The organism is Streptomyces sp. WP-1, from assembly GCF_030450125.1.
Lineage (GTDB): Bacteria > Actinomycetota > Actinomycetes > Streptomycetales > Streptomycetaceae > Streptomyces > Streptomyces incarnatus.
The window spans coordinates 4810478-4837471 of sequence record NZ_CP123923.1 but is presented as its reverse complement, the minus strand read 5'-3'; the positions used below and the strand labels follow the sequence as shown (position 1 = coordinate 4837471).

Here is a 26994-nt window from a genome sequence, read left to right as displayed (position 1 = left end):
GCGGTGGGCCGGGGCGGGAGAGCGGGGCGGGGCGGGGTAGGCGCCGGGCGCCCGGTCACGCCCTGATGATCGCCAGGGCCTCGTCGCGGATCTTGGCCATGGTCGGCTCGTCCTTCGCCTCGGCGTTCAGGCGCAGGAGGGGCTCGGTGTTGGAGGGGCGGACGTTGAACCACCAGTCGGGGGTGGAGACGGTGAGGCCGTCGAGGTCGTCCAGGGTGACGTCGGCGCGGTCCTCGTAGGCGGCGCGGATCGCGGCGAGGCGGGCGGACTGGTCGGCGACGGTGGAGTTGATCTCGCCGGAGCCCGTGTAGCGGTCGTACTGGGCGACGAGCGAGGACAGCGGGCCCTGTTGGCCGCCGAGGGCGGCGAGGACGTGCAGGGCGGCCAGCATGCCGGTGTCGGCGTTCCAGAAGTCCTTGAAGTAGTAGTGCGCGGAGTGCTCGCCACCGAAGATCGCGCCGGTGCGGGCCATCTCGGCCTTGATGAAGGAGTGGCCGACGCGGGTGCGGACCGGGGTGCCGCCGTTCTCGCGGACGACCTCGGGGACCGTGCGGGAGGTGATCAGGTTGTGGATGATCATGCCCGCGCCGCCGTTGCGCGCCAGTTCGCGCGCGGCGACCAGGGCGGTGATCGCCGACGGGGAGACCGGGTCGCCGTTCTCGTCCACGACGAAGCAGCGGTCGGCGTCGCCGTCGAAGGCGATGCCGAGGTCGGCGCCCTCCGCCGGGACCCGCTTCTGGAGGTCCACGAGGTTGGCCGGGTCGAGCGGGTTGGCCTCGTGGTTCGGGAAGGTGCCGTCCAGTTCGAAGTACATCGGCACGAGCGTCAGGGGCAGACCGGCGAAGACCGTGGGCACCGTGTGGCCGCCCATGCCGTTGCCCGCGTCGACGACGACCTTCAGGGGGCGGATCGCGCTCAGGTCGACCAGCGCGCGCAGGTGCGCCGCGTAGTCCTCCAGCGTCTCGCGCGAGGTGAGGGTGCCCGGCTCGGCGGCTGGTTCGGGGGCGCCCGACTCCAGCCACTTCTCGGCCAGTTCGCGGATCTGCGCGAGGCCGGTGTCCTGGCCGACCGGGGCGGCGCCCGCGCGGCACATCTTGATGCCGTTGTACTGGGCCGGGTTGTGCGAGGCGGTGAACATCGCGCCGGGCAGGTCCAGCGCTCCCGAGGCGTAGTAGAGCTGGTCCGTGGAGCACAGGCCGATCTCGGTGACGTCCACGCCGAGGTCCGCGGCGCCGCGCGCGAAGGCGCGGGACAGGCCGGGGGACGAGGGCCGCATGTCGTGGCCGACGACGATCGCCGAGGCGCCCGTCACCTGCGCGAAGGCGGCGCCGAACAGCCCGGCCAGTGTTTCGTCCCACTGGTCCGGAACCACTCCGCGTACGTCGTACGCCTTCACGATCTGCGACAGATCAGCAGTCACGGCCGGGCCCTCCTGAAGTTCTCTGGACCCCCACAAACTACCCGGCCGCGGTAAGGGGGAGGTGTGCGGACACCGGCGGAGCGCGCGGTCGTCACCGGGAGGAGTGGCGGGCGGGTGGCGCTCCGGACCTCCCCGCGGGGGCCGTCCCTACGGGGGCCGTCCGTCATCCCCCTGTGGGCGTCCGTCAGTTGTCGGGGGAGCGCAGGACCCGCAGATGGCCTCGGCGGGCCACCTCCATGGGGTCCGCGGTGCGGGCTCCGCCGCCGGCCTCGGCCGCGCGCTCCTGGGGGCGGGCGGCCTCGCGCACGGCGTTGGCGAGCGCCTCCAGGTCGTCACCGCTGGGGCGGGCGGGGGCGGAACCGTCGAGGAGACGGACGACCTCCCAGCCGCGCGGCGCGGTGAGGCGTTCGGAGTGCTCGGCGCACAGGTCGTAGCAGTGGGGTTCGGCGTAGGTGGCGAGCGGGCCGAGGACCGCGGTCGAGTCGGCGTAGACGTACGTCAGCGTCGCGACGGCGGGTCGGCCGCAGGCGGTGCGCGAACAGCGACGTACAGGGCTCACGAGGTTGGACGGTACCGCACTCTTGAGCGGGCCGCGACGACTCTCCACCAGGTCACTCCCCCGTGTCGTGCTGTGAGACGCCCCACATACCCCTGCGAACAAGCCCTGTTGGGCTGCGCGGAGGGGGAGTCGGAGGCGATCGGGAGGGACTGTTTCCGGTCATGAGTCGGTACAAACACGGTCAATTGCCTTGAGTTACCGGGACTTGAGGGATTCAGGGTCAGCTGCCGAAATGAGCCGGACCTTGGCCGGATCGGTCCTCCCGCGGCAGGAATTCGCCGGTGGCCGGTTGGCGCGTGCGGCCGGGCGGGCGGGGCGGCCGAGGACTACGCTTCACCAGTGATGGACAACCGTGTACCGCCCCGAGCCGCAGGCCCCGGGCCCCGTCGCCGTGATCGTCACGGGCGGGGCATGCGGGGGCCGATCGCACCCCCGCAGGTGCCGCTGGCGGCGAGCAGGGCGGAGGTGTTCGCGGATCTCGTGCAGGACTCCGTGGACCGGCTGGAGCGGCGGTGGCCGCAGCTCGCCGAGGTGGAGTTCCTGGTGCTGGAGGTGCCTCACCCGGAGGGGCGGGAGCCGGTCGCCCCGTGGGAGGACGAGGCGGTGCCCCTCGGCGGGATCGCGCCGGCGCGGGAGGGGCGGCGGGCACGGGTGGTGGTGTACCGGCGACCCGTGGAGATCCGGTCGAAGGGGCGGGACGAGCGCGCGGCGCTCGTCCACGAGGTGGTCGTGGAACAGGTCGCGGAGCTGCTCGGGCTGACGCCGGAGACGGTGGATCCGCGGTACGGGGAGGAGTAGGGCCGGGCACCTCTCCTCCCCTCCTCCGGGGGACATGACTAGCGGGCGCTGCCCAGGTCGCGGTCCGCGCTGGAGCCCTGGAGCATCAGGGTGGTCTCCTCGATGCGGCTGAACCGGCCGTCGGCCGCCAGGTCGGCGAAGACGTAGACCTCCATCTGCACGCTCGTGCCGTCCTTCTTCGTGATGTGCGCGGTGTGCCGGTCGGCGTACCGGCTGCCGTCGTACAGCTCCTCGTGGACCTCGACGTGCCCGCCGGCGACGAGGGTGCGCAGGTGGGCGATGTGGTCGAGGAACTCGCCGCGGTCCGCCCACTCCCCGTCCGTGCGCTGGCGGTACTCCGGGGCGAAGTGGCGGTCGGCGGCCTCCTGAAGGGTCAGCTCGCCGTTGAAGAGCAGGTCGGTCAGGGCGGCCTCGATACCGGTGCGGGTCATGACAGGTCCTCTCCGAAGAATCCGAGATGCGTGCGCCGCGCACGCTTCGCCCTGACTGTAGCACCGAATGCGTGCGCTGCGCACGCTATTCTTCGGGCATGGAGTCATCACGTACGGAAAACGAAGTCGGGCAGGAGATCGCGGACGCCCTGGGAGTGCTGCTGCGGCGCACCACCCGTGCGCGGCTGCACCAGAAGCTGACCGAGGGCATGGGCGAGGCGGTGGACGAACTGACCTACCCCGTCCTCAGCGCCCTCGCCCGGATCGGCCCCTGCAGCGCGGCCGACCTGGCACCCGAGGTGGGCCTCGACCGCTCCGGCGTCACGCGCCGGGCCTCCCGGCTCCAGGACGCCGGTCTCGTACGGCGCGAGCCCGACCCCGCCGACCAGCGCGCCCAGTTGCTGGTCCTCACCGAGCCGGGCCGGCGGGCCGTGGCCGAGCTGCGCGCGCGGCTGGCCGCCCAGATCATGGCGAGCCTGTCGGAGTGGCCCCCGGGAGAGGCCGAGGCCTTCGCCCGGGGGCTGCACCGCTTCACGCTGGAGGGCCCGTTCACCTGACGGGCGGGCCGGAGCAGGTCAGGTGAGGTCAGGGGGACGGTGACCGGGTGCCCCCTACTGCTGACCGGTTGCCCCCTGCTTCTGGAGGAACGACTACTTCTGGAGGATCGACAGGTCCTCGCTCGTCCTCGGGACCGAGACCAGGCCCCGGTCGCTCGGCAGGGTCTGGATGGTGAAGCCGGAGGGGTCGGTGGAGGTGAGGGTGCGGGAGGCGTAGAGGGGGGTGGTGGTGAGGGGTTCGACGGTCAGCGCGTAGGTGCCCTTGGCGCCGGCGGGGACCGGGGCGTCGATGTTCTCGGTGGTGCCGGCCTTGATCGTGTAGGTCCTGCTGACCGCCGTACCGCCGTCGCTGCCCGCCGAGGCGGTGACCTTGACCTTGGCCGTGGCGGTGGGCGCCGTCAGGGTCAGGGTGCTGCCCTTGGCGCTGTTGTCGGCCGCGGTGGCGCGCGCGCCGACGGGGGCGGTGGCCGGGATGAACGCGGTCTCCTGGTTCGCGCCCTTGCCCCGGACCACCCGCAGCGCGGCGACCACCGGCACCGACTCGTCGGTGGGGGTCAGCACCAGGGAACCGGCCTCGCCGCGGGTGAGCGGGCCGAGGTCGACCGAGGTGGTCATGCCGGACTTGACGTGCAGTTCCTCATTGCCCGCCGGGGTGATCAGACCGTCGGGCGAGGCGAGGCGGATCTTGAGGTCGGCGTCCGCGTCACCGGGGGTGAAGGCGATCAGGCGGACGTCGGTGGCGTCCTTCGGGATGCCGGGCAGCACCAGGCTGCCGGCCGGGTCGGCGGCCGCGGCCAGCCAGTCGCCGCCCGCCTTGTCGTCCAGCGCCTGCACCGTCGCGCCGACCCGCCCGCTGCGCACGCTGACATGCACGGTCAGGTCGTCCTGCCGCTCGTCGGTCAGCGTGGACAGCAGGATCGGCTCGCTGCTGTGCGGCGCGACCGTGAGGTTCTCCCCCAGCGACGACTTGATCGCGCCGTTCTTGCCGTACAGCTCGACGTCCACGACGGCGGCGGAGTCGTCCGGGTTGGTCAGATGGACGTAGTCGGTGCGGCTGGCGGCGGTGCTGGCGCCCGGGAACCAGAACTCGGTGTCCGCGGGCGTGCAGGTGACGCCCTGGAGGCCGCGGCCGGTGCCGGCGGCGATCTCGGTGGTCTCCTGCACGGTCCAGCCGGGCGCCAACTTCCCGTCCGCGGTGCCGATCAGGGCGGGTGTGTCGGCGCCGGAGGTGTCGCCGGTGACCGGGCTGCCGGGCGCCTTCGGGGTGAGCGCCGGCAGGTCGGCGGTCGACCTCTTGCCGCCCTTGCCCTTGCCCTTCCCCTGCCGGGTGCCGCCTGTACCGTCCGCCGACTGCTCGGGGGCGGCCTGGAATTGGGCCTTGCCGCCGCTCGACGCGCCCTGGGTGACGGGCGTGAACGAGGTGTACGTCGTGTCCGCGATGTCCGACACGCTGGGCGCCGGGCACAGCAGTCCGGTGCGCTGGACGGGCAGTTGGGCGGCGGCGCCGGGCGCGGCCGCGCCGGACGCGGACGGGGTGGCCAGCGCGGCGACCGCGGTGACGGCGGCCAGCGCGGTGGTGCCGGCGATCAAGGACAGGGTGGTGCGGTTCACTGCTGGCTCCCGTCGGGGCGCTCGCTGCCGGTGCCATGGGGCTGCTGGGCGGGGTCGTAGCCCTGCTGGGCGGGGTCGTACGCCGGGTCGTAGACCTGCTGCTGGTACGCCGACGGGTCGTACGGCTGCTGTTGCTGCTCGGCGGTGCCGCCGTAGGCGTACGGGTCGTACGACGCCGTGCCGTAGGGGTCGGCCTGGTACGCCTGCTGGTCGTAGCCGCCCTGCTGGTAGGCGTCGTTGCCGTAGCCGGGGTACGGGGTGTTCGCGTAGGGGGTGGCGTACGACTCGTCGTAGGCGGGGTCGTACGGCTGCTGGTGCGGGATCTGGGGTTCGGCAGGAGCCGGGGCCGGGGGCGCCTCCGGGGCCGCCCCTGCGGGCATCTCCCCTACGGGCGCTTCCCCTGCGGGGGTCTCCGCGGCGGCCTCCTCCTCGGCCTGGGCGCGCAGGCGGCGGGCGCGGCGGCCCTCGCCCGTGGGGATCTCCGCGGGCGGCGGCTCCTCCTCGGGGAGGTCGTCGTCCACGTCGCGGCGGCGGCCCGGCAGGGCGAGGACGACCAGGACGACGGCGAGCGCGCCCTGGGCCCACAGCCAGACGGTGTGGGTGAGCGGCGCGTCGTAGGTGACGTCCAACCGGCCGCCGGCGGCCGGGAGTCGGAAGCCCTGGGCCCAGCCGTCGACGGTGGTGCGGGTGAGCGGCTTGCCGTCGAGGGTGGCGGTCCAGCCGGGGGCGGCGCTGTCGGCGAGGCGCAGCACACGGCCGTCGGAGCCGGACGGGACGGTGGTGTGGATGTCCACCGGTCCGGCCTCGACCGGCCGGGTGCTGCCGGAGTCGACGGAGTCCGAGGTGCCGGCGGGCAGGATGACCGCGCGGGAGACCTCCTGGTCGACGCGCCACAGGGCGTTGCCGTTCTGCTGGCTGAGCCGGGCCAGGCCGGGGGTGGCGTCGAGGACGCGGGTGATGTCGCGGGGCGCGCCCTTGTGGACGAGGACGTAGCGCACGGCGAAGCCGCCGAGTTCGTCGGCCTGGTCGGCGCCGGAGCCGGCGACCAGATTGGCGACGACCTTGTCCAGGCGGGCGTTCTGCCCGTCGGCGGCGGCGAGTTCGGCGTCTCCCATGCGGGCGCCGGCGCCGCGCACCAGGGTGTAGCTGACGTGCGCGGTGGAGTCGCTGTCCAGGACGAGGGTGCGGGCCCGGTCGCCGGTGGTGGAGTCCTCGGCGACGAACGCGGGCACCTGGGCCGGGTCGCGGCGCTGCACGGGGCCGTCGGCGCCGCGGAACATCCAGGCGGCGGCGAGCAGCAGCGGGCCCACGGCGGCGGTGAGCGCGATCAGGGCGGCCACCGGCTGGCGCCAGCCGAAGCTCTGCTCGGCCACGCGCGCGCGGGCGCCGTCGGCGCCGAGGACGGCGGCGGCCAGCAGGGCGATGCCGTAGACGAGGGTGGCGGGGCCCGCCCAGGCGGAGCGGTTGGCGAGGACCGCGAGGACGAGGCCGATCAGGGCGACGACCCAGGCGGTGCGGATGCCCAGCTGCCGCTCGGAGCGCAGCAGTGCGGCGAGGGCGGCGAGCACGATGCCGAGCAGCAGCACGCCGCTCATGGTGCCGGGGCCGCCGGGGCTGGCGCCGAGCAGGTCGAGCGCGGAGGCGGACGAGGCGCCGTACGCCAGGCCCGCTTCCTTGAAGAAGCCGGTCGGCAGCAGGGTCAGCGACCAGGGGGCGAGGAGCAGCAGCGGGGTGCCGAGCTGGACGAGCAGGCGCAGGCCGTGGGCGATCAGGTCGGCGCGGCGCAGCACGAGCACACCGAGGCCGAGGATCAGCGCGACGGACCAGATGATCGGGGTGAAGGCGGTGGTGACGGTCAGCAGCAGCGCGTACGCCCAGGTGGCGCGCCAGCTGCCGCGGGCGCCGGTGCGGCTGGTGAGGCCGCTCGCGGCGATGCCCGCGCGGGCGATCAGCGGCAGCAGTACGGCGAGTACGGCGGTGCCGATGCGGCCGCCGGCCAGGGCGCCGGTGGTGGCGGGCAGGAAGGCGTAGGCGATGGCCGCCCAGGCGCGCAGCAGCCGGGAGGTGACCAGTGGCCGGGAGGCGAAGTAGGCGGTGATTCCGGCGAGCGGCACCGAGCAGACCAGCAGCACGGTGACCGCGACTCCGGCGGAGCCGAACAGCAGGGTGGCCAGAGTCGCGACGATGGCGAGGTACGGCGGTGCGGCGGGGGTGCCGCCGGCGCCGACCGGGTGCCAGGCGGCGGCGAAGCGGGACCACAGGTCGCCGGCGCCCGCCGGGGCGGGCAGCAGGGCGCCGCCGCCGAGCGCGCCGCCGGTGAGCAGGGCGCGGCAGGCGACCAGGGAGATGACCAGGAGGGCGAGGAAGAGCACCGGGCCGGGCCTGCGGGCGATCCGCTTGAGGCGGACGAACTGCTCGACCTCCAGGAAGTCGGCGTCGTCGCCGCCGGGGCCGGATTCCACGGCGCCGCCGTGCCGGCCGGCCGTGGTGTCGGTGTCGGAGGCGCCGGTGAAGTTGCCCGCGAACTGCTCCACGGTGACGCGGATGGTGGCGCCGGGCGGTGGGAAGAGGGCGCGTAGTTCGTCCTTGCCGATCCGCGGGGTGCCGCGGCTGCGCCGGGCGGCGATGATCCGCTCGGGGCGCAGCAGGGTGCCCAGCAGGCCGCGGATCTCGTCGACGGCCTGGCCCGGGACCTTGCCGACCAGGTAGGCGACGGTGCGCAGCAGGGTGCCGAGGACGATCCGCAGCATCACCCAGGGCAGCGCGGCGGTACGGGTGTTGACGAGCAGGGTGTGGACGGCGCCGGCCTTGTCGACCTTGTGCGGGGAGGCGGCGGTGCGGCCCACGCAGTCCACGGCGCGGCGCTCGCGGGAGGCGGCCTCGGCGTGCCGGACGACCGCGTCGGGGGCGATCAGGACGCGGTGGCCGGCGAGATGGGCGCGCCAGCACAGGTCCACGTCGTCGCGCATCAGGGGCAGCCGGCGGTCGAAGCCGCCGAGCTGTTCGAACACGTCGCGGCGGATCAGCATGCCGGCCGTGGAGACGGACAGCACGGTACGGACGTGGTCGTGCTGGCCCTGGTCCTGTTCGCGGCGGTCGAGACCGGTCCAGCGGCGGCCGGAGTCGGCGATGGAGACGCCGACCTCCAGCAGCTGCCTGCGGTCGTACCAGCCGCGGAGTTTGGGGCCGACGATCGCCACGTCGTCGCGGCCCAGTTCGAGTTCGTTCTCGACGACCCGGAGCAGCTGGGCGAGGGCGTCGGGTTCGGGTGCGCAGTCGTCGTGCAGCAGCCAGAGCCACTGGACCGGTTCGCCGTGGGGCAGTTCGGGCAGGTCGTAGGCGTCGTCGCGCCAGGTGCGGGTGACCGGGTCCCAGCCGCTGGGGCGCTTGAGGTACGGCAGCTCGTCCGGGGTGAGGACGGGGACCGCGCGGCTCGCCTCCTCGACGGCCTGGCCGAAGCCGGTGCGGCGGGCGAGGTGCAGCACGCCCGCGTCGCCGAGGGCCTCGCCGAGCAGCTGGGCGGAGTTGTCCGCGCTGCCGGTGTCGGCGGCCACCGCGTGCTGGACGGGGCGTTCCTGGCCGAGCAGCCCGGCGAGCGCGTCGGGCAGCCAGCGCGCGCCGTCGTGGGAGACGAGGACGGCGGTGACGACGTGACGCGGGAACTCGGGTGGGCGGGCCGGATCGAACGCCGCCTGGCGGGCTGGGTCGAACGCTGCTGCGGCGGCCGGGTCTTGGGCTGCCGTATGGCTGTGCACGGACATCGAGGTACGGGCCCCGGTTCGCTGGACTGCGGTGGACACCTGCGGTCCCCCGGCCTCGATGGGCTCGCGGGGACAGCGGGTCGTCTCGGACGAGCGACCACACTATCGGCTGCCCACGACGACGGCCCGCCGCCTGTGGACAACCCACGGGCCACGGGCCGTTCGTGATGTTTTCGCGGATATGGCGCGGGTATGTACCGGGTGCCCGCGGCGCCGGCGCGCGGTCAGACGGCGGCCTTCTTCAGGCGGCGGCGCTCCCGCTCGGACAGACCGCCCCAGATGCCGAAGCGCTCGTCGTTGGCGAGGGCGTACTCGAGGCATTCGGAGCGGACCTCGCAGGCGAGGCAGACCTTCTTCGCCTCTCTGGTGGAGCCGCCCTTCTCGGGGAAGAAGGACTCGGGGTCGGTCTGGGCGCACAGCGCGCGCTCCTGCCAGCCGAGTTCCTCGTCCGCGTCGTCGACCAGCAGTTGCTGCACCAGCTCGGTCATGTGCGCCCCTCGTCTGTCTTTCGCGTCCCCGTGCGTACGCCGTTACCGATTTCGGCTGAACGACACGAGTGAAATTACAAGTGTGCTGCTCCGGGCGAGTCAAGCCGAGATCTGCTATTGAGCCCGTTATTCACTCTGCGGAACCAAGGCCGTGCGGAAAGTGTTCAAATCGCCATAAACTCCGACACACGACCGGGCACGCCGCCGGACACCCGACCGGGGTCCGCCGGACCGCCGCGCTCCGCAGGCGCCTGCACGGCTCCTGACGCAGAGAAAGACGTCCTGACGTTCGATCGCGTTGCACGGCCCGTCGAGCGCTCGGATGTGCCCCATGTGTCCCGGTGCCCCGAGCACCAAACCTCATGCACGAGAGATGACCCGGATGGGGTGAAATGTGTCCCACATGGCGGGCATCGAGTTGACAGCACTGGTGTGAACCGTTGTCCTATTGGGCATGCTCGCGAACTCGGTACCCACCTCGACCCGCACCGCCGGGTCCCACGGTGCTGCCCGGGCCCGCTGTAGCTGTTGTCGCTGTTCCAGCTGTTGAGCCGGCCTCTTCCTCCTTCTCCGGGTCTCCGCTCCGGCTGTCGCCGATGCCTCGTCCTCGCGCGGCTCGGTCGTTCTTCCCTCGCAGCCCCTCCCGCCGGGCTTCCACACTTCTCCGCCGAGGAACCAGCACACCCCCATGAACAGCGACAACGACCTCCAGATCGCCGGTGACCTGCTTGAGGTCCCGCACCTGCTCCAGCCGCCGCGCGAGCACCCGGCCACCGTCGCCGAGTTCGCCGGCCTGGCCCGCGCCATCGCCGCCGACCGCGCCCAGTGGGCGGATCTCGTGCGCTACGACGCCACGACCCGCTGGTACCACCGGCTGCGCACCGGCCCCGGTTACGAGGTCTGGCTGCTGTCCTGGGTGCCGGGGCAGGGCACCGGGCGGCACGACCACGGCCGCTCCTCCGGTGTCCTCACCGTCCTGGAGGGCACGCTGACCGAGCACACCCGGCGCGGTGCCAGGACGCTCGCGCCCGGCGCACACCATGTGTTCGCGCCGGGGTACGCGCACGAGGTCGTCAACGACGCGCTGGAACCGGCGGTCAGCCTGCACATCTACTACCCGGGCCTCACCGAGATGCCCATGCACCCCGCGGCGCACGCCGGGGCGCACGTCGCCCCCTTCTGCGAGGCGCGTCCGGTGACTGCCTGACGCGTTGTCGGACCCTCCTGCAAGACTGGTGCCCATGCGCATTGTGGTTCTGGCAGGCGGTATCGGTGGTGCACGGTTCCTGCGTGGTCTCCAGCAGGCCGCGCCGGACGCGGATGTCACGGTGATCGGCAACACCGGCGACGACATCCACCTCTTCGGGCTGAAGGTCTGCCCGGACCTCGACACGGTGATGTACACGCTGGGCGGCGGCATCAACGAGGAGCAGGGCTGGGGTCGGTCCGCGGAGACCTTCCATCTCAAGGAGGAACTGGCGGCCTACGGGGTCGGCCCCGAGTGGTTCGGGCTCGGCGACCGGGACTTCGCCACGCACATCGTGCGGACGCAGATGCTCGGCGCCGGTTATCCGCTGAGCGCGGTGACCGAGGCGCTGTGCGACCGGTGGAAGCCCGGTGTGAAGCTGATCCCGATGACCGACGACCGCGTGGAGACGCATGTGGCCGTCCAGGTCGACGGCGAGCGCAAGGCGGTCCACTTCCAGGAGTACTGGGTGCGGATGCGGGCCGGTGTGCCCGCCGAGGCCGTGGTCCCGGTCGGCGCCGAGCACTCCAAGCCGGCCCCCGGTGTCCTGGAGGCGATCGCCGAGGCGGACGTCATCCTCTTCCCGCCGTCCAACCCGGTCGTGTCCATCGGCACGATCCTCGCGGTCCCCGGCATCAGGGAGGCCATCGCGGACGCGGGCGTGCCCGTGGTCGGCCTGTCCCCCATCGTCGGCGACGCGCCCGTGCGCGGGATGGCCGACAAGGTGCTCGCCGCGGTCGGCGTGGAGTCCACGGCCGCCGCGGTCGCCGAGCACTACGGCTCTGGCCTGCTGGACGGCTGGCTGGTCGACACCGTGGACGCGGCGGTGGTCGAGCGCGTGGAGGCCGACGGCATCCGCTGCCGTGCCGTACCGCTGATGATGACCGACGTGGCCGCGACCGCGCAGATGGCGCGGGAGGCGCTGACGCTGGCCGAGGAGGTGCGGGGCGCGTGAGCGTGGACCGCGCGGAGCGTCCCGCGTTCCAGGTCTGGGCGCCGGCCGGGCTGCCCGAGGTGCAGCGGGGCGACGACCTCGCCAAGCTGATCGCCGTCGCCGAGCCCGGCCTGGCCGACGGGGACGTGGTGGTCGTCACCTCCAAGATCGTGTCCAAGGCGGAGGGCCGGATCGTCCGGGCCACCGACCGGGAGGCCGCGATCGACGCGGAGACCGTGCGGGTGGTGGCCCGCCGGGGTGCCCTGCGGATCGTGGAGAACCGGCAGGGCCTGGTCATGGCCGCCGCCGGGGTCGACGCGTCCAACACCCCCGCCGGGACCGTGCTGTTGCTGCCCGAGGACCCGGACGCGTCCGCCCGTGCGATCCGCGACGGCCTGCGCGACGCCCTCGGGGTCGAGGTCGGGGTGATCGTCAGTGACACCTTCGGGCGACCCTGGCGCGCGGGGCTCACGGATGTGGCGATCGGCGCCGCCGGGGTGCGGGTGCTGGACGATCTGCGCGGCGGCACGGACGCGCACGGCAACCCGCTCAGCGCCACCGTGGTGGCCACGGCGGACGAACTGGCCGCCGCCGGTGACCTGGTCAAGGGCAAGGCCGAGGGACGGCCGGTCGCGGTGGTGCGGGGCCTGTCCCAGCTGGTGGGAGAAGGCGGCGAGCCGGACACCGGCGCGCGGGCGCTGGTGCGCGCCGCGGCCGACGACATGTTCCGGCTCGGCACCTCCGAGGCGGTCCGCGAGGCCGTGACCCTGAGGCGCACCGTGCGGGCGTTCACCGAGGAGCCGGTGGACCCGGGTTCGGTACGGCGCGCGGTGGCGGCGGCCGTGACCGCGCCCGCGCCGCACCACACCACGCCCTGGCGGTTCGTGCTGCTGGAGTCGGCCGGGTCGCGCACCCGGCTGCTGGACGCGATGCGGGACGCCTGGATCGCCGACCTGCGGCGGGACGGCAAGAGCGAGGAGTCCGTCGCCAAGCGGGTCCGGCGCGGCGAGGTGCTGCGGGACGCGCCCTTCCTCGCGGTGCCGTGCCTCGTCATGGACGGCTCGCACCACTACGGGGACGCGCGGCGCGACGGCGCCGAGCGGGAGATGTTCGTCGTCGCCATGGGCGCGGGCGTGCAGAACTTCCTGGTGGCGCTGGCCGGGGAGCGCCTCGGCTCGGCCTGGGTGTCGTCCACGATGTTCTGCCGGGACGTGGTGCGCGAGACGCTCGGGCTGCCCCCGGAGTGGGATCCGATGGGCGCGGTGGCGATCGGTCATCCGGCCCAGCCGCCGAGCCCGCGGGCGGACCGGGACGCGGAGGCGTTCATCGAGGTGCGGTGAGACGGGTCCGGGGGCCTAGTCTCTAAGGGCGGTACCGGCGGCAGTGCCGGTGCCGGTCGCATCGGCAATCCGAGGATCTGATCCGTGGCAGGACGTTTCGTTCAGCGGCCCACGCGTACGGCTGTGCGCGGTGGGCAGGCCGGCGTGTCCGCGGGCGGTACGGGTCGTACGGGTGCCGCGGCCGGGATACCGCGGCAGGTCGCGGAGGCCGCGCGGGTGCGGCGGTGGGTGCCCGAGGGGCCGCTCGATCTCGGGCTGGTGCTCGGGCCGCTGCGGCGCGGGCCCGCTGATCCGACGTTCCGGGCCACGGCGGACGGATCCGTGTGGCGGGCGTGCCGCACCCCGGCCGGGCCGGGCACGCTGCGGGTACGGGCGTACGGCGGTGAGGTGCTCGGCGAGGCGTGGGGGCCGGGGGCGGAGTGGCTGCTCGACGGCCTGCCCGCGCTGCTCGGCGCGGCCGACGAGCCGGACGCGTTCGTGCCCCGGCACCGGGTGGTGGCACTGGCCCGGCACCGGCGGCCGGGGCTGCGGCTCACGCGGACCGGGTTGGTGCTGGAGTCGTTGATCCCGTCGGTGCTGGAGCAGAAGGTCACGGCGGACGAGGCGTACCGGGCGTGGCGGTTGCTGGTGCGGCGGTTCGGGGAGCCGGCGCCGGGCCCCGCGGGGACCGGTGAGCGGCCGATGTCCGTCATGCCCGGCCCGCGGACATGGGCGTTGATCCCCTCCTGGGAGTGGCATCGGGCCGGGGTCGACGACAAGCGCGCGTCCACGATCCTGCGGGCGGTGCGGGTGGCCGCGCGGCTGGAGCAGGCGGCGGAGATGCCCCCGGGGCAGGCCCGGGCGCGGCTGGAGGTCGTGCCCGGGGTGGGGGTGTGGACGTCGGCCGAGGTGGTGCAGCGCAGTCATGGGGCGGCCGACGAGGTGACGGTCGGGGATCTGCATCTGCCGGGGATCGTGGGGTGGGCGCTGGCGGGTGACCGGCACGCGGACGACTCCGAGATGCTGCGTCTGCTGGAGCCGTACGCAGGGCAACGGCACCGTGCCGCCCGGCTGATCCTGCTGAGCGGTCTCGTCCCGGCCCGGCGCGTCCCGAAGATGCCTCGGGTGGACATCGGGTTGCTCTGAACCGGGGCTGGGCGGGGGTGGGTTCCGCTCACCGGCGCTGGCCGGGTGCCGCTGCGCCCACCCGTGCCGCCCCAGCGGCACGATTGCCCGCAGCTACGGGGACGTGGCGACCGGGACAGGCCACCCCGGCCGCCGTACCGCCCCCTACTGGTCGGAAGAGAACCGCACCGCCCCCGCCGGAATGCGCGCGTCGCACCACACCCGCGCCCCCTCGCGCAGCTCGTTGTCGGGGCCGATGACCGCGCCGTCGCCGATGACCGTGCCGGTGAGGACGGAGCGGCTGCCGACGCGGGCGCGGGTGCCGATCAGGGAGTCGGTGATGATCGCGCCCGGCTCGATGACCGCGCCCGGCAGGATCGTGGAGCCGAAGACCCGCGCGCCTTCCGCGACGAACGCGCCCTCCCCCACCACCGTGCCCCCGGTCAGCTTCGCGTCCGGCGCCACCTGGGCCGTCGGCAGCACCAGCCGGTCACCGCAGCGCCCCGGCACCGCCGGCGACGGCGCGCGCCCGAGCACCAGGTCGGCCGAGCCGCGCACGAACGCCGCCGGGGTGCCGAGGTCCAGCCAGTACGTCGAGTCGACCATGCCCTGAAGGTGCGCCCCGGCCGCGAGCAGCTGGGGGAACGTCTCGCGCTCCACCGACACCGGCCGGCCCGCCGGGATCGCGTCGATGACCGAGCGCCGGAAGACGTACGCCCCCGCGTTGATCTGGTCGGTGACGATCTCCTCGGGCGTCTGCGGCTTCTCCAGGAAGGCCAGCACCCGGCCCGTCTCGTCGGTCGGCACCAGGCCGTAGGCCCGGGGGTCGGACACCTTCGTCAGGTGCAGCGAGACATCCGCGCCCGTCGACTCGTGGGTGTCGACGAGGGCCCGGATGTCCAGGCCCGTCAGGATGTCGCCGTTGAAGATCAGCACCGGCTCGTCGGGGCCCGAGTGCAGCCGCGAGGCCACATTGCGGATCGCCCCGCCCGTGCCCAGGGGCTCCTCCTCGGTGACGTACTCGAGGTGGAGGCCCAGCGCCGAGCCGTCGCCGAAGTACGGCTCGAAGACCTCGGCCAGATAGCTGGTGGCAAGGACGATGTGCTCGACGCCCGCCGCTCTCGCCCTCGCCAGCTGGTGGGTGAGGAACGGCACGCCCGCGGCCCTGACCATGGGCTTGGGCGTGTGCACGGTGAGCGGGCGCAGCCGGGTGCCTTTGCCGCCGACCAGGAGGATCGCTTCTGTCACCTGTCGTCTCTGCTTCCTGCCGGGACCGGCCGAACTGACTCGTTCTACTCGTATCGGCCGGTCAGTGTATGCAGACCGTAGCGACGGAGGCCGTGACGGCCACGCGGTTTGCCGTGAGACGGGTGTGAGATCAGTGAGAGACGCGCCCCCGTCGCGCGTCCTCGCGCGCGTACCCTGTGCCGGGTGAACGCCACCGATCGCACCCCCGCCGACCTGCTGACTTCCGCCCTCGCCGCGGATCCCGGCCGCCCGCTGGTGACCTTCTACGACGATGCCACGGGCGAACGCGTCGAACTCTCGGTCGCCACCTTCGCCAACTGGGTGGCCAAGACCGCGAACCTCCTCCAGGGCGACCTCTCCGTGGAACCCGGCGACCGGGTCGCGCTGCTGCTGCCCGCGCACTGGCAGACGGCGGTGTGGCTGCTGGCCTGCGCCTCGGTGGGCGCGGTCGCGGCCATGGCCGGGGACCCGGCGGCGGCCGATGTGGTCGTCAGCGGGCCGGACGCGCTGGAGGCGGCGCGGGCCTGCCGGGGCGAGCGGGTCGCGCTGGCCCTGCGGCCGCTCGGCGGACGTTTCCCGCAGCCGCCGCAGGGGTTCCTCGACTACGCCGTGGAGGTGCCGGGCCAGGGCGACCGGTTCACGTCGCCGTACGGCGGGGAGTCGGCGCTGATCGTGGCCGGCGCGGAGTTCAGCGGGGCCGAGGTGGTGCAGAAGGCCCTCGCCGACTCGGCTGAGCTGGACCTTACGGGGCCCGGTTCGCGGCTGCTGTCGGGGTTGTCGTACGACACCTGGGAAGGGCTCAGCGCGGGCTTGTTCGCGCCGCTGGCCAGTGGGGGGTCGGTGGTGCTGTGCCGGAATCTGGAGCGGCTGGGCGAGGAGGCGCTGGCGAAGCGGATCGAGAGCGAGAAGGTGACGGCGGTACGGCGGTGACGGCGGTACGGCGGTGACGGCGGTACGGCGGTGACGGCGGCCGGATACCGGGTGCCGGTCCGTCGTGGCCGGTCGCGCCCACGCGGCGGAGCCGCACAGTGATGCAAGCCCCGCGCCCCTTGAGTTGGGATGCGTACCCCCTCTTGGAGTAGTACGAGGCGCCTTCTCTCGCTCTTCGCCCCATGGTCGAGAGGAGTACCTCCTACGACCATGGGGCCTTGCACCGTGATCCTCTCCCCTCCTCCCGCCGACGGTTCGTCCGCGACCGGGGCCGGGCTCGCGCGGCGGCGCCGGCGGCGGTGGGCCAAGGGGGCGGGGCTCGGCGCGGTGGTCCTGGTCGCGGCGGCCGTCGGGGCGGGGTGGACGGCGTACGCCCGGCTCAGCGCCAATGTCCGGCCCGACGACGCGGCGGCCGCCGAACTCGGCCGGTACGCCCGCGAGCGGCCCCCGGTCGTGGCGCCCGGGGCGCGGAACATCCTGCTGATCGGGTCCGACAGCCGGGCCGGGAGCGGCAACGCCCGCTACGGGCGGGACCTGGGCAGCCAGCGTTCGGACACGACGATCCTGCTGCATCTGGCGGCGGACCGGCGCAGCGCCACCGCCGTGTCCGTGCCCCGGGACCTGATGGTGGACGTCCCCGGCTGCCTCCGGGCCGACGGCACCCGGGGCGAGCCGGTGTTCGCGATGTTCAACCACGCCTTCGAGCTGGGCGGTTCGGCGTGCACGGTCCGTACCGTCGAGAAGCTGACGAACATCCGCGTCGACCACCACATGCTCGTGGACTTCAGCGGGTTCAAGGACATGGTGGACGCCGTCGACGGGGTGCGGGTCTGTCTGAAGGAGCCCATCGACGACAAGGCGGCGAAGCTCAGGCTGCCCGCGGGCGAGGTCACGCTCGACGGGGAGCAGGCCCTCGGCTATGTACGGGCCCGCGAGTCGCTGGGCGACGGCAGCGACACCGAGCGGATGCGGCGCCAGCAGCGTTTCCTCGGCGCGCTGGCCACCAGGGTGCGCGGCAATGACGTACTGCTGAACCCCTTGCGGCTGTACGCCGTGCTGGACGCGGCGACGTCCTCGCTCACCACCGATCCCGGGCTGGCGAACCTGAGCGATCTGTACCGACTGGTGCGGACGCTGCACGACATTCCCACCCGGCATATGCAATTCCTGACGGTGCCGAGGGAGCAGTACGTCTACGACGCCGATCGCGACCAACTCGTGGAGCCCGAGGCCGAGAAGCTCTTCGAACGGCTGCGCGCGGACCGGCCGGTGGTGGTCGCGGGGCAGGCGCCGGACAAGCCGTCGGCGCCGCGAAAGGGCACGAACGGCGGCCCCTCTCCCGCGCCCACCTACACCGGGAACACGGCCGCCGAGCGCGGTTGCGCGTAAGACGCCCACCAAGAGGCCGGTCTTCCGTTCAGAAAATGAGGCGGATTGCCCGGTTGTAGGGACGACGGATTTGTCACGGGCGTCCCTAGACGCTGAACTGGGCGGATAGTGTGAGCGATCCGGTGCACGTGGCCACGAGGTCCGACCTGGGGTCGTGCACTGTTTCACCTGGACCCGAGCGCCTTTGAGGGGGAAGGCGCCGCGTGGCCCCGACGGAGGATTCGGACAACCGTGGACGCGCAAGGCCGTGGGCGGGCGGACAACATCGATCCCGCAGACCAGTGGGTGCTCAATCCGAACACCGGCGAATACGAACTGCGACTGCCTCCTTCCGGAACGCAATCGGTTCCCGGTCCGCGCAAGCCGTCCGCCGAGGACGGCGGCGGTGCCCGGCGCCGTCGGCGCAACGACATGGCGCCCGGTGAGACCCGCGAGATGAGCAAGGTGCCCGCGCAGGACGGCGGGCCCGAGGAGGGCGGCGGGACGCGCACCCGGGAGGGGGGCCGTACCCGGGACGGGGACCGCGCCGGGGACAAGGCGCGCGCCGGGGACGTGCCGCCGCCGAGGACCTCCCGGCGGCGTACCACCGAGCCCGAGGGCGCGCCGGGACGGCGTGGCCGCCGGCCGGTGAAGAAGAAGTCGAAGGCGAAGAAGGTGCTGGCGTGGACCGCCGGCGGCACGGCCTTCGCGCTGGTCGCGGTCGGCGCCGCCGGGTACCTGTACCTCAAGCACCTTGAGGGCAACATCAGTTCGACCGATGTCGGGGACGCGGGCTCCAAGGGCTTCAGCAAGGACGACGCCTTCAACCTGCTGATCATCGGCACCGACAAGCGCACCGGCAAGGGCAACGAGGGCTACGGCGACTCCGGCAGCGTCGGGCACGCGGACACCAACATCCTGCTGCACGTCTCCAAGGACCGGACCAACGCGACCGCGCTGAGCATCCCGCGCGACCTGATCGTGAACGTCCCCGACTGCAGGACCATCCAGCCCGACGGCAGCAGCAAGGTCATTCCCGGCACCGACAACGTCCGCTTCAACACCAGCCTCGGCCAGGACGGCCGTGACCCGGGCTGCACCATGCGCACCGTCGAAGAGGTCACCGGCATACACGTCGACCACTTCATGATGGCCGACTTCAACGCGGTGAAGACGCTGACCAGCGCGGTCGGCGGGGTCGAGGTGTGTGTCGCGCACCCGGTGGACGACAAGGAGTCCCACCTCAGGCTGCCGGCGGGCAAGTCGGTGGTGGAGGGCGAGCAGGCCCTCGCCTTCGTGCGCACCCGGCACAGCTTCGGCAACCAGGGCGACCTGGACCGCATCAAGGTGCAGCAGCAGTTCCTGGGCTCGCTGATGCGCAAGATGTCCTCCAGTGACACCCTCACCAACCCCTCGAAGCTGTTGGACCTCGCGGAGGCGGCCACCAAGGCGCTGACCGTCGACACCGGCATAAAGAGCATCAACACGCTGAAGGACATGGCGCTGGAGCTCAAGAAGGTGCCGCCGAAGAACATCACCTTCACCACGGTGCCGGTGGTGGACAACCCCGCCGAGAAGGTCCACGCGACGGTGGTCCTCAACCAGTCGGCGGCGCCGTCGGTCTTCCAGGCGATACAGAACGACGTCTCCTTCACCGAGGTCAAGCGCAAGCAGAAGGCCGCCAAGGACGCACAGGCCGCCCGGCTCAAGGGCACCAGGTCCGCGCCCGGCGATGTACGTGTGCGCATCCTCAACAGCGAGGCGGCGCCCGGCAGCGCGCAGGCGGTCCTCGACTGGCTCCAGAACACCGAGGGCGTGCTGAAGTCGGAGAACGCGGGCAACGCGGGGTCCGGGCTGCAGAAGACCACCCTGGAGTACGCGCCCGACCAGGCCGCGCAGGCCCGGGAGCTGGCCGCGCTGATGGGGCTGCCCGGCTCGGCGCTCAAGCCGGGTTCGAGCGTCGTCAACTCCCAGGGACTGCCCGCGATGACCCTGACCCTGGGCAAGGACTTCAAGGCCGCGGGCACCCCGATCGCGGCCCCGGACACGGCACCGAAGGTCGACAAGTCAACGGCCGACGAGGTTAAGTGCGCCTCATAGGTAACCCTGCGGGCCCGTCGTGCGTCTAACTACTCGGCGCGGGACGGGCCCGTCGCATGGCGCAAAAGGGCGGGGAGGGCAGGGAGCGTGGCGCAGAGCGATGTGCGGGGTGACGGGGCCGACGTGGATGACACGATGGCGCTCAACCCGCGGACGGCGGACCCGGAGGCCGGGGCCGGACGGCACGGTGGCGGGCGGCGCAAGGGGGGCTCGGGCACAGGGGGCCCGGGCGGTTCCGGGGGTTCCACGACCAGTCGGCGCCGGCGGCGGCGCGCGCTGCGCTGGTCGGCGACGATCCTCGCGGTGGTCATACTCGGCACGGCGGGCGCCGGTTACCTCTACTACCAGCATCTGAACGCCAGCATACGCAAGGGCGAGCGCAGCAGCGGTGACGCCAAGGCGCGGAAGACCGCCCCGAACGCGGCCGGACAGACCCCGCTGAACATCCTGCTGATCGGCTCGGACAGCCGTAACTCGGCGGAGAACCTGAAGCTCGGCGGCAGCAAGAGCAGCGTCGGCGATCCCCCGCTCGGGGACGTGCAGATGCTCATCCACATATCCGCCGACCGCAAGAGCGCCGCGATGGTCAGCATCCCACGCGACACCCGCGTCGACATCCCCAAGTGCACGGATCCGGACACCGGCCGGGTCTACCCGGCGACCAACGACATCATCAACACCACTCTCGGCCGGGGCGGCGCCGGCTGCACGCTGGCCACCTGGGAGAACCTCACCGGGGTCTACATCGACCACTGGATGACGATCGACTTCGCGGGCGTGGTGAGGATGGCGGACGCCATCGGCGGCGTCGACGTCTGTGTGAAGCAGAACGTCTGGGACCGCCCGACCGCGGCCCAGCGCGGCGGCTCCGGGCTGAAGCTGACGGCCGGGACGCACAAGATCAAGGGCGTGCAGGCGCTCCAGTGGCTGCGCACCCGGCACGCCTGGGGCAGCGACCCGTTGCGGGCCCGCGCCCAGCACATGTACCTCAACTCCATGCTCCGCACGCTCAAGTCGCAGAACGTGTTCACCGACACCGGGCGTCTGATGGACCTGGCCGACGCGGCCATCAAGTCCCTCAAGGTCTCCGAGGAGATCGGCACGGTCAAGAAGCTCTACGACCTCGGCATGGAGATGAAGTCCGTGCCGTCGGACCGCATCACGAGCGTGACGATGCCCAACCTCCCGGATCCGCGCGACCCCGACAACCACGTCGTCGCGAACACGGCCGACGCCGACAGGCTCTGGGAGATGCTCCGGGACGACACCCCGCTCGACAAGAACGGCGGGGCCTCGGACTCCAGGCAGGCGGACAAGCCCCGGCCGACGAAGTCGCCCTCCACCGATCCGGCCAGGCTCGGCGTCCTCGTCCAGAACGGCACCGGCTCCGCCTCCGAGGCGGCGGTGCCCGGCCGGGCCCGCACCATCGCCCAGGCGCTGGTGGGCCAGGGCTACGGAAGGGCGACGGCCGACACCGCGCCCCCGCCGCCGCAGGACAAGACGGTCGTCGAGTACCCGAGCGCCGACCTCCAGGGCGACGCCCAGGGCGTGGCCAAGGCGCTGGGCCTGCCGGCGACCGCGGTGAAGCAGACCACCTCGGTCTCCGGCGTCACCCTGCTGCTGGGCTCGGACTGGCGCACCGGTACGACCTTCCCGAAGCAGTCCAAGCCCAAGGCCGGTGACCTCCCGTCCAACGCCGACGCCATCAACGGCGCGGACAAGGGCGGCTGCATGGACGTGTACAAGCCGTACCAGTGGTGAACGCCGTACCGGTACCGGTGGCGAACGAGGCGGGGCCCCTCCGGGAAGGAGGGGCCCCGCCTCGTTCTGCGCGGACGTTCGGGTCCGTCAGGCCTCCTGCACCGCCGGGCGGCGCGATGCGATGACCCGCTTCGCCAGGGACTTCGGGCTGGTCAGGAAGCCCCAGCCCCAGGACATGTGCATGGTGGCGAGGGCCACGGGGATCTGGAGGCGGGCCTTGAGGGGCAGGCCCTTGCCGGCGGGCAGCGAGCCGACGGCGATCGCGGCGAGGTAGCCGCCGGGGATCACCAGGCCCCAGGGGGTCAGGACGACGCCGACCACGATTCCCGCGGCTATCGCGCACACCGCGGTCGGCGGGGCGAGGTAGCGCAGGTTGATGGAACCGGAGTGGTAGCGGGCCACGACATGGCGCCAGCGGCCGTAGTCCTTGTACTGCTTGGCCAGGGCCCGCACCGAGGGCCGGGGGCGGTACGACACCTTCAGTTCCGGCGAGAACCAGATCAGGCCGCCCGCCTCGCGGATGCGGAAGTTCAGCTCCCAGTCCTGGGCGCGGATGAACTCCTCGTTGTAGCCGCCCTGTCGCTCCAGCGCCTCGCGGCGGAAGACACCGAGGTAGACCGTCTCGGCGGGGGCCGCGTCGCCGCCGGTGTGGAAGGCCGCGTTGCCGACACCGATCTTGGAGGTCATCGCGGCGGCGACCGCGTGCTCCCAGTCGTTCTCGCCCTCGGCGTGCATGATGCCGCCGACGTTCTGCGCGCCGGTCTCCGCGAGGAGCCGTACGGCGGTCCGGATGTAGTTCGGCGAGAGGATGCCGTGGCCGTCGACACGGACCACGATCGGATGCCGGGAGGCCTTGATCGCCGCGTTCAGCGCGGCGGGGGTGCGGCCGGTCGGGTTCGGGACGGTGTGGACGCGGGGGTCTTCGGCCACGAGCTCGGCGGCGATCTCGTCCGTGCGGTCCGTGGACGGACCGAGGGCGATCACGACCTCCATGTCGCCGCCGTACTCCTGCGCGAGGATCGCTTGGACGGCCCCGCGCAGATGCCGTTCCTCGTTGAGGACGGGCATGATCACGGATACGGCGGGGAACCGCACGTCGGGCTTGGCGTTCATAGGGGCCTCACGTTACCGCGAACGGGGGACACCGGTGCGCGCCGCCGGGGCTCTGACGCGGGATGGAGATCGTATCGGCCTACTGTGCTCATGGATCCCACGTACGGCCTCGTCCGGAGGTGTCCCTTGGCCAGCCCGCCCCGGTCCCCGGCGCGACCCCAGCGCCGCCCGCAGCCGCCCCGCCGGCTGCCGCCCCCGCCCGAGCGGCCGGAGCGGCCCGGGCGCCGACGACGACCGCGCTGGGCCATGCGGGCGATGACCACGCTGTCGGTGGTGGTGCTCGCCTCCGCGGGCATCGGGCACGCGGTGGTCACCAGCCTGGACGCGGGGATCTCCCGGGTCGACGCCTTCAAGGACATGAAGAACCGGCCGCAGGCGGGCCATGGGATGAACATCCTGATGGTCGGCACCGACGGCCGGGACAAGATCACCGAGCGTCAGCGGCGCGCCTTCCACCTGGGCGGACAGCCCTGCCACTGCACCGACACGATGATGATCGTGCACATCTCGGAGGACCGGGAGCGGGCCACGGTGGTGAGCCTGCCGCGCGACTCCTTCGCCGAGGTCCCCGCCCACCGGGACTCGGCCACCGGCCGGCAGTACGTCGCGCATCCGCTCAAGCTGAACGCGGCCTACGCCGAGGGCGGCCCCCAGCTGACCGTGCGCACGGTCGAGAGCATGACCCATGTGAAGATCGACCACTATCTGGAGGTCGACTTCACCAGCTTCATGAAGACCGTGGACGTCCTCGGCGGGGTCCGGATCTGTACGGCGACGCCGCTCAAGGACAGCTACAGCGGGCTCGATCTCGCCCCCGGCACCCACACCCTGATGGGCGGCCAGGCCCTCCAGTACGTGCGCTCGCGGCACCTGGACGGCGCCAGCGACCTGGGCCGGATGAAGCGGCAGCAGCGCTTCCTGGCCGCGCTGATCGACCGGGCGACGTCCTCGGGCGTGCTGCTGAACCCGATGCGCTTTCGCGATGTGACCCGGGCGGTGCTCGGCTCGGTGCGCGCCGACACCGGCTTCGGCACCGACGAGCTGCTCGACCTCGGCCGCGCGATGCGGAACTTCTCGCCCTCGTCCTCCGAGTTCACGACCGTCCCCATCGGGCGGATGGACTACCCGGTCAAGGGCGTCGGCTCGACCCTGAAGTGGGACCCGGCCCGCTCCGCCCGGCTGTTCCAGGCGCTGCGCGGCGACAAGCCGCTCACCGCGGCCCGCCCGCACCCGGCCGACGCCCCGACGCCCGTGGACACGGACCCCCGGGGCATCCGGGTCCAGGTGGCGAACGGCACCGGCACGGCCGGGCTGGCCAAGCGGATCGACGCCGAGCTGGCGGCGACCGGCTTCGCCACCACCCATGAGCCGGTGACCGCGCCCGCCCAGCTGCCGACCACCGTCATCACCTACGACCCCCGCTGGGACCGCTCCGCGCGCACCCTGGCCGCGGCCCTGCCGGGCAGCGAGCTGCGCGCGGCGCCGGGCCAGGGGCCGGTGCTGAAGGTGACGGCGGGCGCCAGCTTCAAGGCCGTACGGGCCGTGCGCTTCGAGGACCCGGGGCGGCAGGACCAGGGCGCCGCGAGCGTGGTGCGCGGCAACGAGGTGGTGTGCTCGGGGGACGCCTGAGCATCCGGGCCGGTCCTCAGTCGGCCAGGCCCTCCGCCGCCCGCTGCTCGCGCAGCTCGAGGATGGCGCGGCGGCGGGCCAGCCGGTGGGTGCGGCGGATCTGCGCCTCCTGGTAGCGGCGGCGGTCCCGGTCGGTCTCCGGCATCACCGGGGGCACCTGGCGGGGCTTGCCGTCGGCGTCCACGGCCGCGAAGACCAGATAGGCCGAGCCGACCTGGGTGGGCGGGTCGGACTCGTTCCAGCGCTCGGCGAGGACCCGTACGCCGACCTCCATGGAGGTCCGGCCGGTCCAGTTGACCTGCGCCTTCACATGGACCAGGTCACCGACGCGTACCGGTTCGAGGAAGGCCATCTCGTCCATGGACGCGGTGACGGCGGGGCCGCCGGAGTGCCGGCCGGCCACGGCGCCCGCCGCGTCGTCCACCAGCTTCATGATCACCCCGCCGTGCACCGTGCCCAGCAGGTTGGTGTCGTTGTGGGTCATGATGTGGCTGAGGGTGGTGCGCGAGGCGGACGTGGGCTTGCCCGGAATATCCGGTTCCACTGCTTCCGACTCCGTGGCCTGGTCTGTCATGCCCTCTACTTTATGCCGAAGCCGCATTCGCGGAATTTGTGTCAGCTTCGCAACAGCGCCGCCCTGATTTTCCGACAGGTCTTGTAAGCCATACGGCCGAGCCCTGCACACTGGTCCGCATGAATGACTGGCCCGAGGCATGGTCCGACGACAACCGCGGCCCCCGTTACGGACGCGGCAGTGGCGGCGCGCAGCCCGAAGGCGCCCGCTCGATGCGCCAGGTGCGGCGCGATCCGGCGGCACCGCAGTACGGGGCCGGCGTTCCGCAGCAGCCGTCGTACGCGAACGGCGGCTATGACGACGCGTACGACAGCGGTTACAACACCGGCCAGGTCTACGGGAACCCCGGCGGCCACGGTCCCGGTGGCGCTCCGGGGGCCGGGCAGAGACCCGCGCCGAACTGGCGGCGGCGGATCAAGTGGACCGCGATCACGCTGGTGACCGTGTTCATCGTCACCTCGGTGGCGACCTACTTCTGGGCCGACTCCAAGCTGCGCCGCGAGGTCGATCTCTCCCAGGTGATCGAACGGCCGCAGTCGGGCTCCGGCACCAACTACCTGATCGTCGGTTCGGACAGCCGCGAGGGCATGTCCAAGGCGGACGAGAAGAAGCTGCACACCGGCGCCGCCGAGGGCAAGCGCACGGACTCGATGATGATCCTGCACGTCGGCGACAACGGCGACACGCTGATCTCGCTGCCGCGTGACTCGAACGTGGAGATCCCCTCGTACAAGGGCTCGACGTCCGGGAAGGTCTACCCGGCCACGGGCCGCCAGGAGAAGCTGAACGCGGCCTACGCCGAGGACGGGCCGACGCTGCTAGTCCGCACGATCGAGTACAACACCGGGCTGCACATCGACCACTACGTGGAGATCGGCTTCCAGGGCTTCGCGGACATCGTGGACGCGGTCGGCGGGGTCCAGATCAATATCGACAAGGGCTTCAAGGACAAGTGGTCCGGCGCCGACTTCAAGGCCGGCGAGCAGACCCTGAACGGCCAGCAGGCGCTCGCCTTCGTGCGCACCCGGCACGCCTTCGCCGCCTCCGACCTCCAGCGGACCAAGAACCAGCAGAAGTTCCTGGCGGCCCTGGCCCACGAGGTGGCGACGCCCTCGACCGTGCTGAACCCGTTCAAGTTCTACCCGACCATGGGCGCGGGCCTGGACTCGCTGATCGTGGACAAGGACATGTCCCTGTGGAACCTGGCCTCGATGTTCTGGGCCATGAAGGGCGTCAACGGCGGTGACGGCACCTCCCTGAACATGCCCATCTCCGGCTCCGCCGGCGGCAACCTCGTCTGGGACAAGGCGAAGGTCAAGACCCTGGTGAACGAGCTGAACAACGACCAGAAGATCACGGTCACCGGCAACTAGCCGGACTCTCCGTCGTGCCGGTGCCGGTGCCGGTGCCGGTGCCGGTGCCGGTGCCGACGTCCGGCAGCCGGGGCACCGGGCGGGCACGGTGCCGCACCCGGCGGCGCCTGCTCAAGGGCATCCGGTGGCGCCTGCTCAAGGGCATCCGGCGGGGTGCCCCTGAGCGAGGCGGCGGCGCTCAGGTCACATCCGGGCGCCCGCCATCGCGCGACACATCTCGGCACACGTGCGACACGCCTCCGCGCAGCGCATCAGCTGCTGGTCGTCCGGCATGGACATACACGCCTCGGCGGCCATGTCGCAGGCCTTGGCGCACATCGCGCACATCCCGCCCGACATGGGCGAGCGGCGCATCATCATGTCGGCGCACATCCGCGTCGTCTCGGAGCAGTCCATGAGCGCGCGCATGATCTGCATCTGCGCCTGCCCGCCCTGCTGCATGCAGGAGCTCATGGTCTCCTCGCAGACGCTGTGGCAGTTCATGCAGGCCTCGATGCAGTCCTGCATCTGCTTGGTCATGGCGGGCATCGTCGTTCCGGGCTGGGCCATGGCTCCTCCTCGGAGCAGGGGGACCCGGGATCGGGCCCCGTGTGCTTCCGTCCTACGTCCCCCGGCCCGCCCCCGCATGTGACCGACCGGTCGTAAGGCC

Annotated in this window: 22 protein-coding genes; 12 read left to right on the top strand and 10 right to left on the bottom strand. The window is 72.6% G+C overall.

Annotation, left to right across the window (positions count from 1 at the left end; translation table 11 throughout):
• Window positions 1–55: 55 nt before the first annotated feature.
• Window positions 56–1420 (bottom strand): phosphomannomutase/phosphoglucomutase, encoded by a 1365-nt coding sequence (locus tag QHG49_RS21275; RefSeq protein ID WP_159701930.1) that lies wholly within the window; start codon window positions 1418–1420, stop codon window positions 56–58.
• A 184-nt stretch (window positions 1421–1604) separates the two neighbouring features.
• Window positions 1605–2027 carry a DUF3499 domain-containing protein gene (locus QHG49_RS21270; protein ID WP_145488916.1) on the bottom strand — a complete coding sequence of 141 codons (423 nt, stop codon included), beginning with the start codon at window positions 2025–2027 and terminating at the stop codon, window positions 1605–1607.
• Between the two features lie 294 nt (window positions 2028–2321).
• Between QHG49_RS21270 and QHG49_RS21265 the strand changes: the two genes are divergently transcribed.
• Window positions 2322–2777, top strand: coding sequence for a metallopeptidase family protein (locus tag QHG49_RS21265; protein WP_145489085.1), 456 nt, complete (start codon window positions 2322–2324; stop codon window positions 2775–2777).
• Window positions 2778–2815: 38 nt separating this feature from the next.
• On the opposite strand, the gene QHG49_RS21260 is transcribed toward QHG49_RS21265, so the two are convergent.
• Window positions 2816–3208: a nuclear transport factor 2 family protein gene (locus QHG49_RS21260; protein WP_159701936.1), complete on the bottom strand. Its 393-nt coding sequence runs from the start codon at window positions 3206–3208 to the stop codon at window positions 2816–2818.
• A 98-nt stretch (window positions 3209–3306) separates the two neighbouring features.
• Here QHG49_RS21260 and QHG49_RS21255 point away from each other — a divergent pair, with 98 nt between their 5' ends.
• Entirely contained in the window at window positions 3307–3765 is a 459-nt protein-coding gene (locus QHG49_RS21255; protein WP_145488920.1) for a MarR family winged helix-turn-helix transcriptional regulator, read from the top strand.
• 93 nt (window positions 3766–3858) lie between these two features.
• Here QHG49_RS21255 and QHG49_RS21250 read toward each other — a convergent pair whose 3' ends face one another.
• The 3 genes from QHG49_RS21250 to QHG49_RS21240 form a co-directional block, all read right to left on the bottom strand.
• On the bottom strand, window positions 3859–5376 hold the full coding sequence (locus tag QHG49_RS21250; RefSeq protein ID WP_301490754.1) for a DUF5719 family protein: 1518 nt from the start codon (window positions 5374–5376) through the stop codon (window positions 3859–3861).
• Complete coding sequence (locus tag QHG49_RS21245) at window positions 5373–9137, bottom strand: glycosyltransferase (protein ID WP_301492873.1); 3765 nt, start codon at window positions 9135–9137, stop codon at window positions 5373–5375. The genes QHG49_RS21250 and QHG49_RS21245 overlap by 4 nt, the downstream gene beginning before the upstream one ends.
• Window positions 9138–9361: 224 nt before the next feature.
• Window positions 9362–9625, bottom strand: a complete 264-nt coding sequence (locus QHG49_RS21240) for a WhiB family transcriptional regulator (protein WP_003975777.1) — start codon at window positions 9623–9625, stop codon at window positions 9362–9364.
• A gap of 688 nt (window positions 9626–10313) precedes the next feature.
• Here QHG49_RS21240 and QHG49_RS21235 point away from each other — a divergent pair.
• The 4 genes from QHG49_RS21235 (at window position 10314) to QHG49_RS21220 (ending at window position 14270) form a co-directional block, all read left to right on the top strand.
• The gene (locus tag QHG49_RS21235) at window positions 10314–10832 is read left to right on the top strand and encodes a cysteine dioxygenase family protein (RefSeq protein ID WP_159701942.1); all 519 of its coding nucleotides are present in this window, start codon (window positions 10314–10316) and stop codon (window positions 10830–10832) included.
• Between the two features lie 34 nt (window positions 10833–10866).
• Window positions 10867–11826: a 2-phospho-L-lactate transferase gene (gene cofD, locus QHG49_RS21230; RefSeq protein ID WP_159701945.1), complete on the top strand. Its 960-nt coding sequence runs from the start codon at window positions 10867–10869 to the stop codon at window positions 11824–11826.
• On the top strand, window positions 11823–13145 hold the full coding sequence (locus tag QHG49_RS21225) for a coenzyme F420-0:L-glutamate ligase (protein WP_301490714.1): 1323 nt from the start codon (window positions 11823–11825) through the stop codon (window positions 13143–13145). The genes cofD and QHG49_RS21225 overlap by 4 nt, the downstream gene beginning before the upstream one ends.
• Window positions 13146–13229: 84 nt before the next feature.
• On the top strand, window positions 13230–14270 hold the full coding sequence (locus QHG49_RS21220; RefSeq protein WP_301490713.1) for a DNA-3-methyladenine glycosylase: 1041 nt from the start codon (window positions 13230–13232) through the stop codon (window positions 14268–14270).
• A 144-nt stretch (window positions 14271–14414) separates the two neighbouring features.
• Here the strand turns inward: QHG49_RS21220 and QHG49_RS21215 are convergent, their stop codons facing one another.
• Window positions 14415–15497, bottom strand: a complete 1083-nt coding sequence (locus QHG49_RS21215; RefSeq protein ID WP_145488930.1) for a sugar phosphate nucleotidyltransferase — start codon at window positions 15495–15497, stop codon at window positions 14415–14417.
• 183 nt (window positions 15498–15680) lie between these two features.
• On the opposite strand from QHG49_RS21215, the gene QHG49_RS21210 reads away from it, so the two are divergent.
• From QHG49_RS21210 to QHG49_RS21195, 4 genes are all read left to right on the top strand, one after another.
• Window positions 15681–16427, top strand: a complete 747-nt coding sequence (locus QHG49_RS21210; RefSeq protein ID WP_301490712.1) for a TIGR03089 family protein — start codon at window positions 15681–15683, stop codon at window positions 16425–16427.
• 210 nt (window positions 16428–16637) lie between these two features.
• Window positions 16638–17816, top strand: coding sequence for an LCP family protein (locus tag QHG49_RS21205; RefSeq protein ID WP_145488933.1), 1179 nt, complete (start codon window positions 16638–16640; stop codon window positions 17814–17816).
• 231 nt (window positions 17817–18047) lie between these two features.
• On the top strand, window positions 18048–19895 hold the full coding sequence (locus QHG49_RS21200) for an LCP family protein (protein WP_159701957.1): 1848 nt from the start codon (window positions 18048–18050) through the stop codon (window positions 19893–19895).
• Between the two features lie 87 nt (window positions 19896–19982).
• Window positions 19983–21656 carry an LCP family protein gene (locus QHG49_RS21195; protein ID WP_370530492.1) on the top strand — a complete coding sequence of 558 codons (1674 nt, stop codon included), beginning with the start codon at window positions 19983–19985 and terminating at the stop codon, window positions 21654–21656.
• A gap of 87 nt (window positions 21657–21743) precedes the next feature.
• Here QHG49_RS21195 and QHG49_RS21190 read toward each other — a convergent pair whose 3' ends face one another.
• The gene (locus QHG49_RS21190) at window positions 21744–22769 is read right to left on the bottom strand and encodes a glycosyltransferase family 2 protein (protein ID WP_301490710.1); all 1026 of its coding nucleotides are present in this window, start codon (window positions 22767–22769) and stop codon (window positions 21744–21746) included.
• 246 nt (window positions 22770–23015) lie between these two features.
• Here QHG49_RS21190 and QHG49_RS21185 point away from each other — a divergent pair, with 246 nt between their 5' ends.
• Window positions 23016–24398 carry an LCP family protein gene (locus QHG49_RS21185; RefSeq protein ID WP_301492871.1) on the top strand — a complete coding sequence of 461 codons (1383 nt, stop codon included), beginning with the start codon at window positions 23016–23018 and terminating at the stop codon, window positions 24396–24398.
• A 16-nt stretch (window positions 24399–24414) separates the two neighbouring features.
• Here QHG49_RS21185 and QHG49_RS21180 read toward each other — a convergent pair whose 3' ends face one another.
• Entirely contained in the window at window positions 24415–24972 is a 558-nt protein-coding gene (locus QHG49_RS21180) for an acyl-CoA thioesterase (RefSeq protein ID WP_370530491.1), read from the bottom strand.
• Window positions 24973–25091: 119 nt separating this feature from the next.
• Here QHG49_RS21180 and QHG49_RS21175 point away from each other — a divergent pair, with 119 nt between their 5' ends.
• Entirely contained in the window at window positions 25092–26345 is a 1254-nt protein-coding gene (locus QHG49_RS21175) for an LCP family protein (RefSeq protein ID WP_301490709.1), read from the top strand.
• A gap of 183 nt (window positions 26346–26528) precedes the next feature.
• On the opposite strand, the gene QHG49_RS21170 is transcribed toward QHG49_RS21175, so the two are convergent.
• Complete coding sequence (locus QHG49_RS21170; protein ID WP_145488943.1) at window positions 26529–26894, bottom strand: four-helix bundle copper-binding protein; 366 nt, start codon at window positions 26892–26894, stop codon at window positions 26529–26531.
• Window positions 26895–26994: the final 100 nt, after the last annotated feature.

Bases quoted from the DNA above. Each gene is read 5' to 3' on its own strand.
- QHG49_RS21235 (WP_159701942.1), top strand. From the start codon at position 10,314: ATGAACAGCGACAACGACCTCCAGATCGCCGGTGACCTGCTTGAGGTC.
- QHG49_RS21245 (WP_301492873.1), bottom strand. From the start codon at position 9,137: ATGTCCGTGCACAGCCATACGGCAGCCCAAGACCCGGCCGCCGCAGCA.
- QHG49_RS21260 (WP_159701936.1), bottom strand. From the start codon at position 3,208: ATGACCCGCACCGGTATCGAGGCCGCCCTGACCGACCTGCTCTTCAAC.
- QHG49_RS21255 (WP_145488920.1), top strand. From the start codon at position 3,307: ATGGAGTCATCACGTACGGAAAACGAAGTCGGGCAGGAGATCGCGGAC.
- QHG49_RS21180 (WP_370530491.1), bottom strand. From the start codon at position 24,972: ATGACAGACCAGGCCACGGAGTCGGAAGCAGTGGAACCGGATATTCCG.
- QHG49_RS21265 (WP_145489085.1), top strand. From the start codon at position 2,322: ATGGACAACCGTGTACCGCCCCGAGCCGCAGGCCCCGGGCCCCGTCGC.
- QHG49_RS21175 (WP_301490709.1), top strand. From the start codon at position 25,092: ATGAATGACTGGCCCGAGGCATGGTCCGACGACAACCGCGGCCCCCGT.
- QHG49_RS21240 (WP_003975777.1), bottom strand. From the start codon at position 9,625: ATGACCGAGCTGGTGCAGCAACTGCTGGTCGACGACGCGGACGAGGAA.
- QHG49_RS21170 (WP_145488943.1), bottom strand. From the start codon at position 26,894: ATGGCCCAGCCCGGAACGACGATGCCCGCCATGACCAAGCAGATGCAG.
- cofD (WP_159701945.1), top strand. From the start codon at position 10,867: ATGCGCATTGTGGTTCTGGCAGGCGGTATCGGTGGTGCACGGTTCCTG.
- QHG49_RS21190 (WP_301490710.1), bottom strand. From the start codon at position 22,769: ATGAACGCCAAGCCCGACGTGCGGTTCCCCGCCGTATCCGTGATCATG.
- QHG49_RS21185 (WP_301492871.1), top strand. From the start codon at position 23,016: ATGCGGGCGATGACCACGCTGTCGGTGGTGGTGCTCGCCTCCGCGGGC.
- QHG49_RS21205 (WP_145488933.1), top strand. From the start codon at position 16,638: ATGGGGCCTTGCACCGTGATCCTCTCCCCTCCTCCCGCCGACGGTTCG.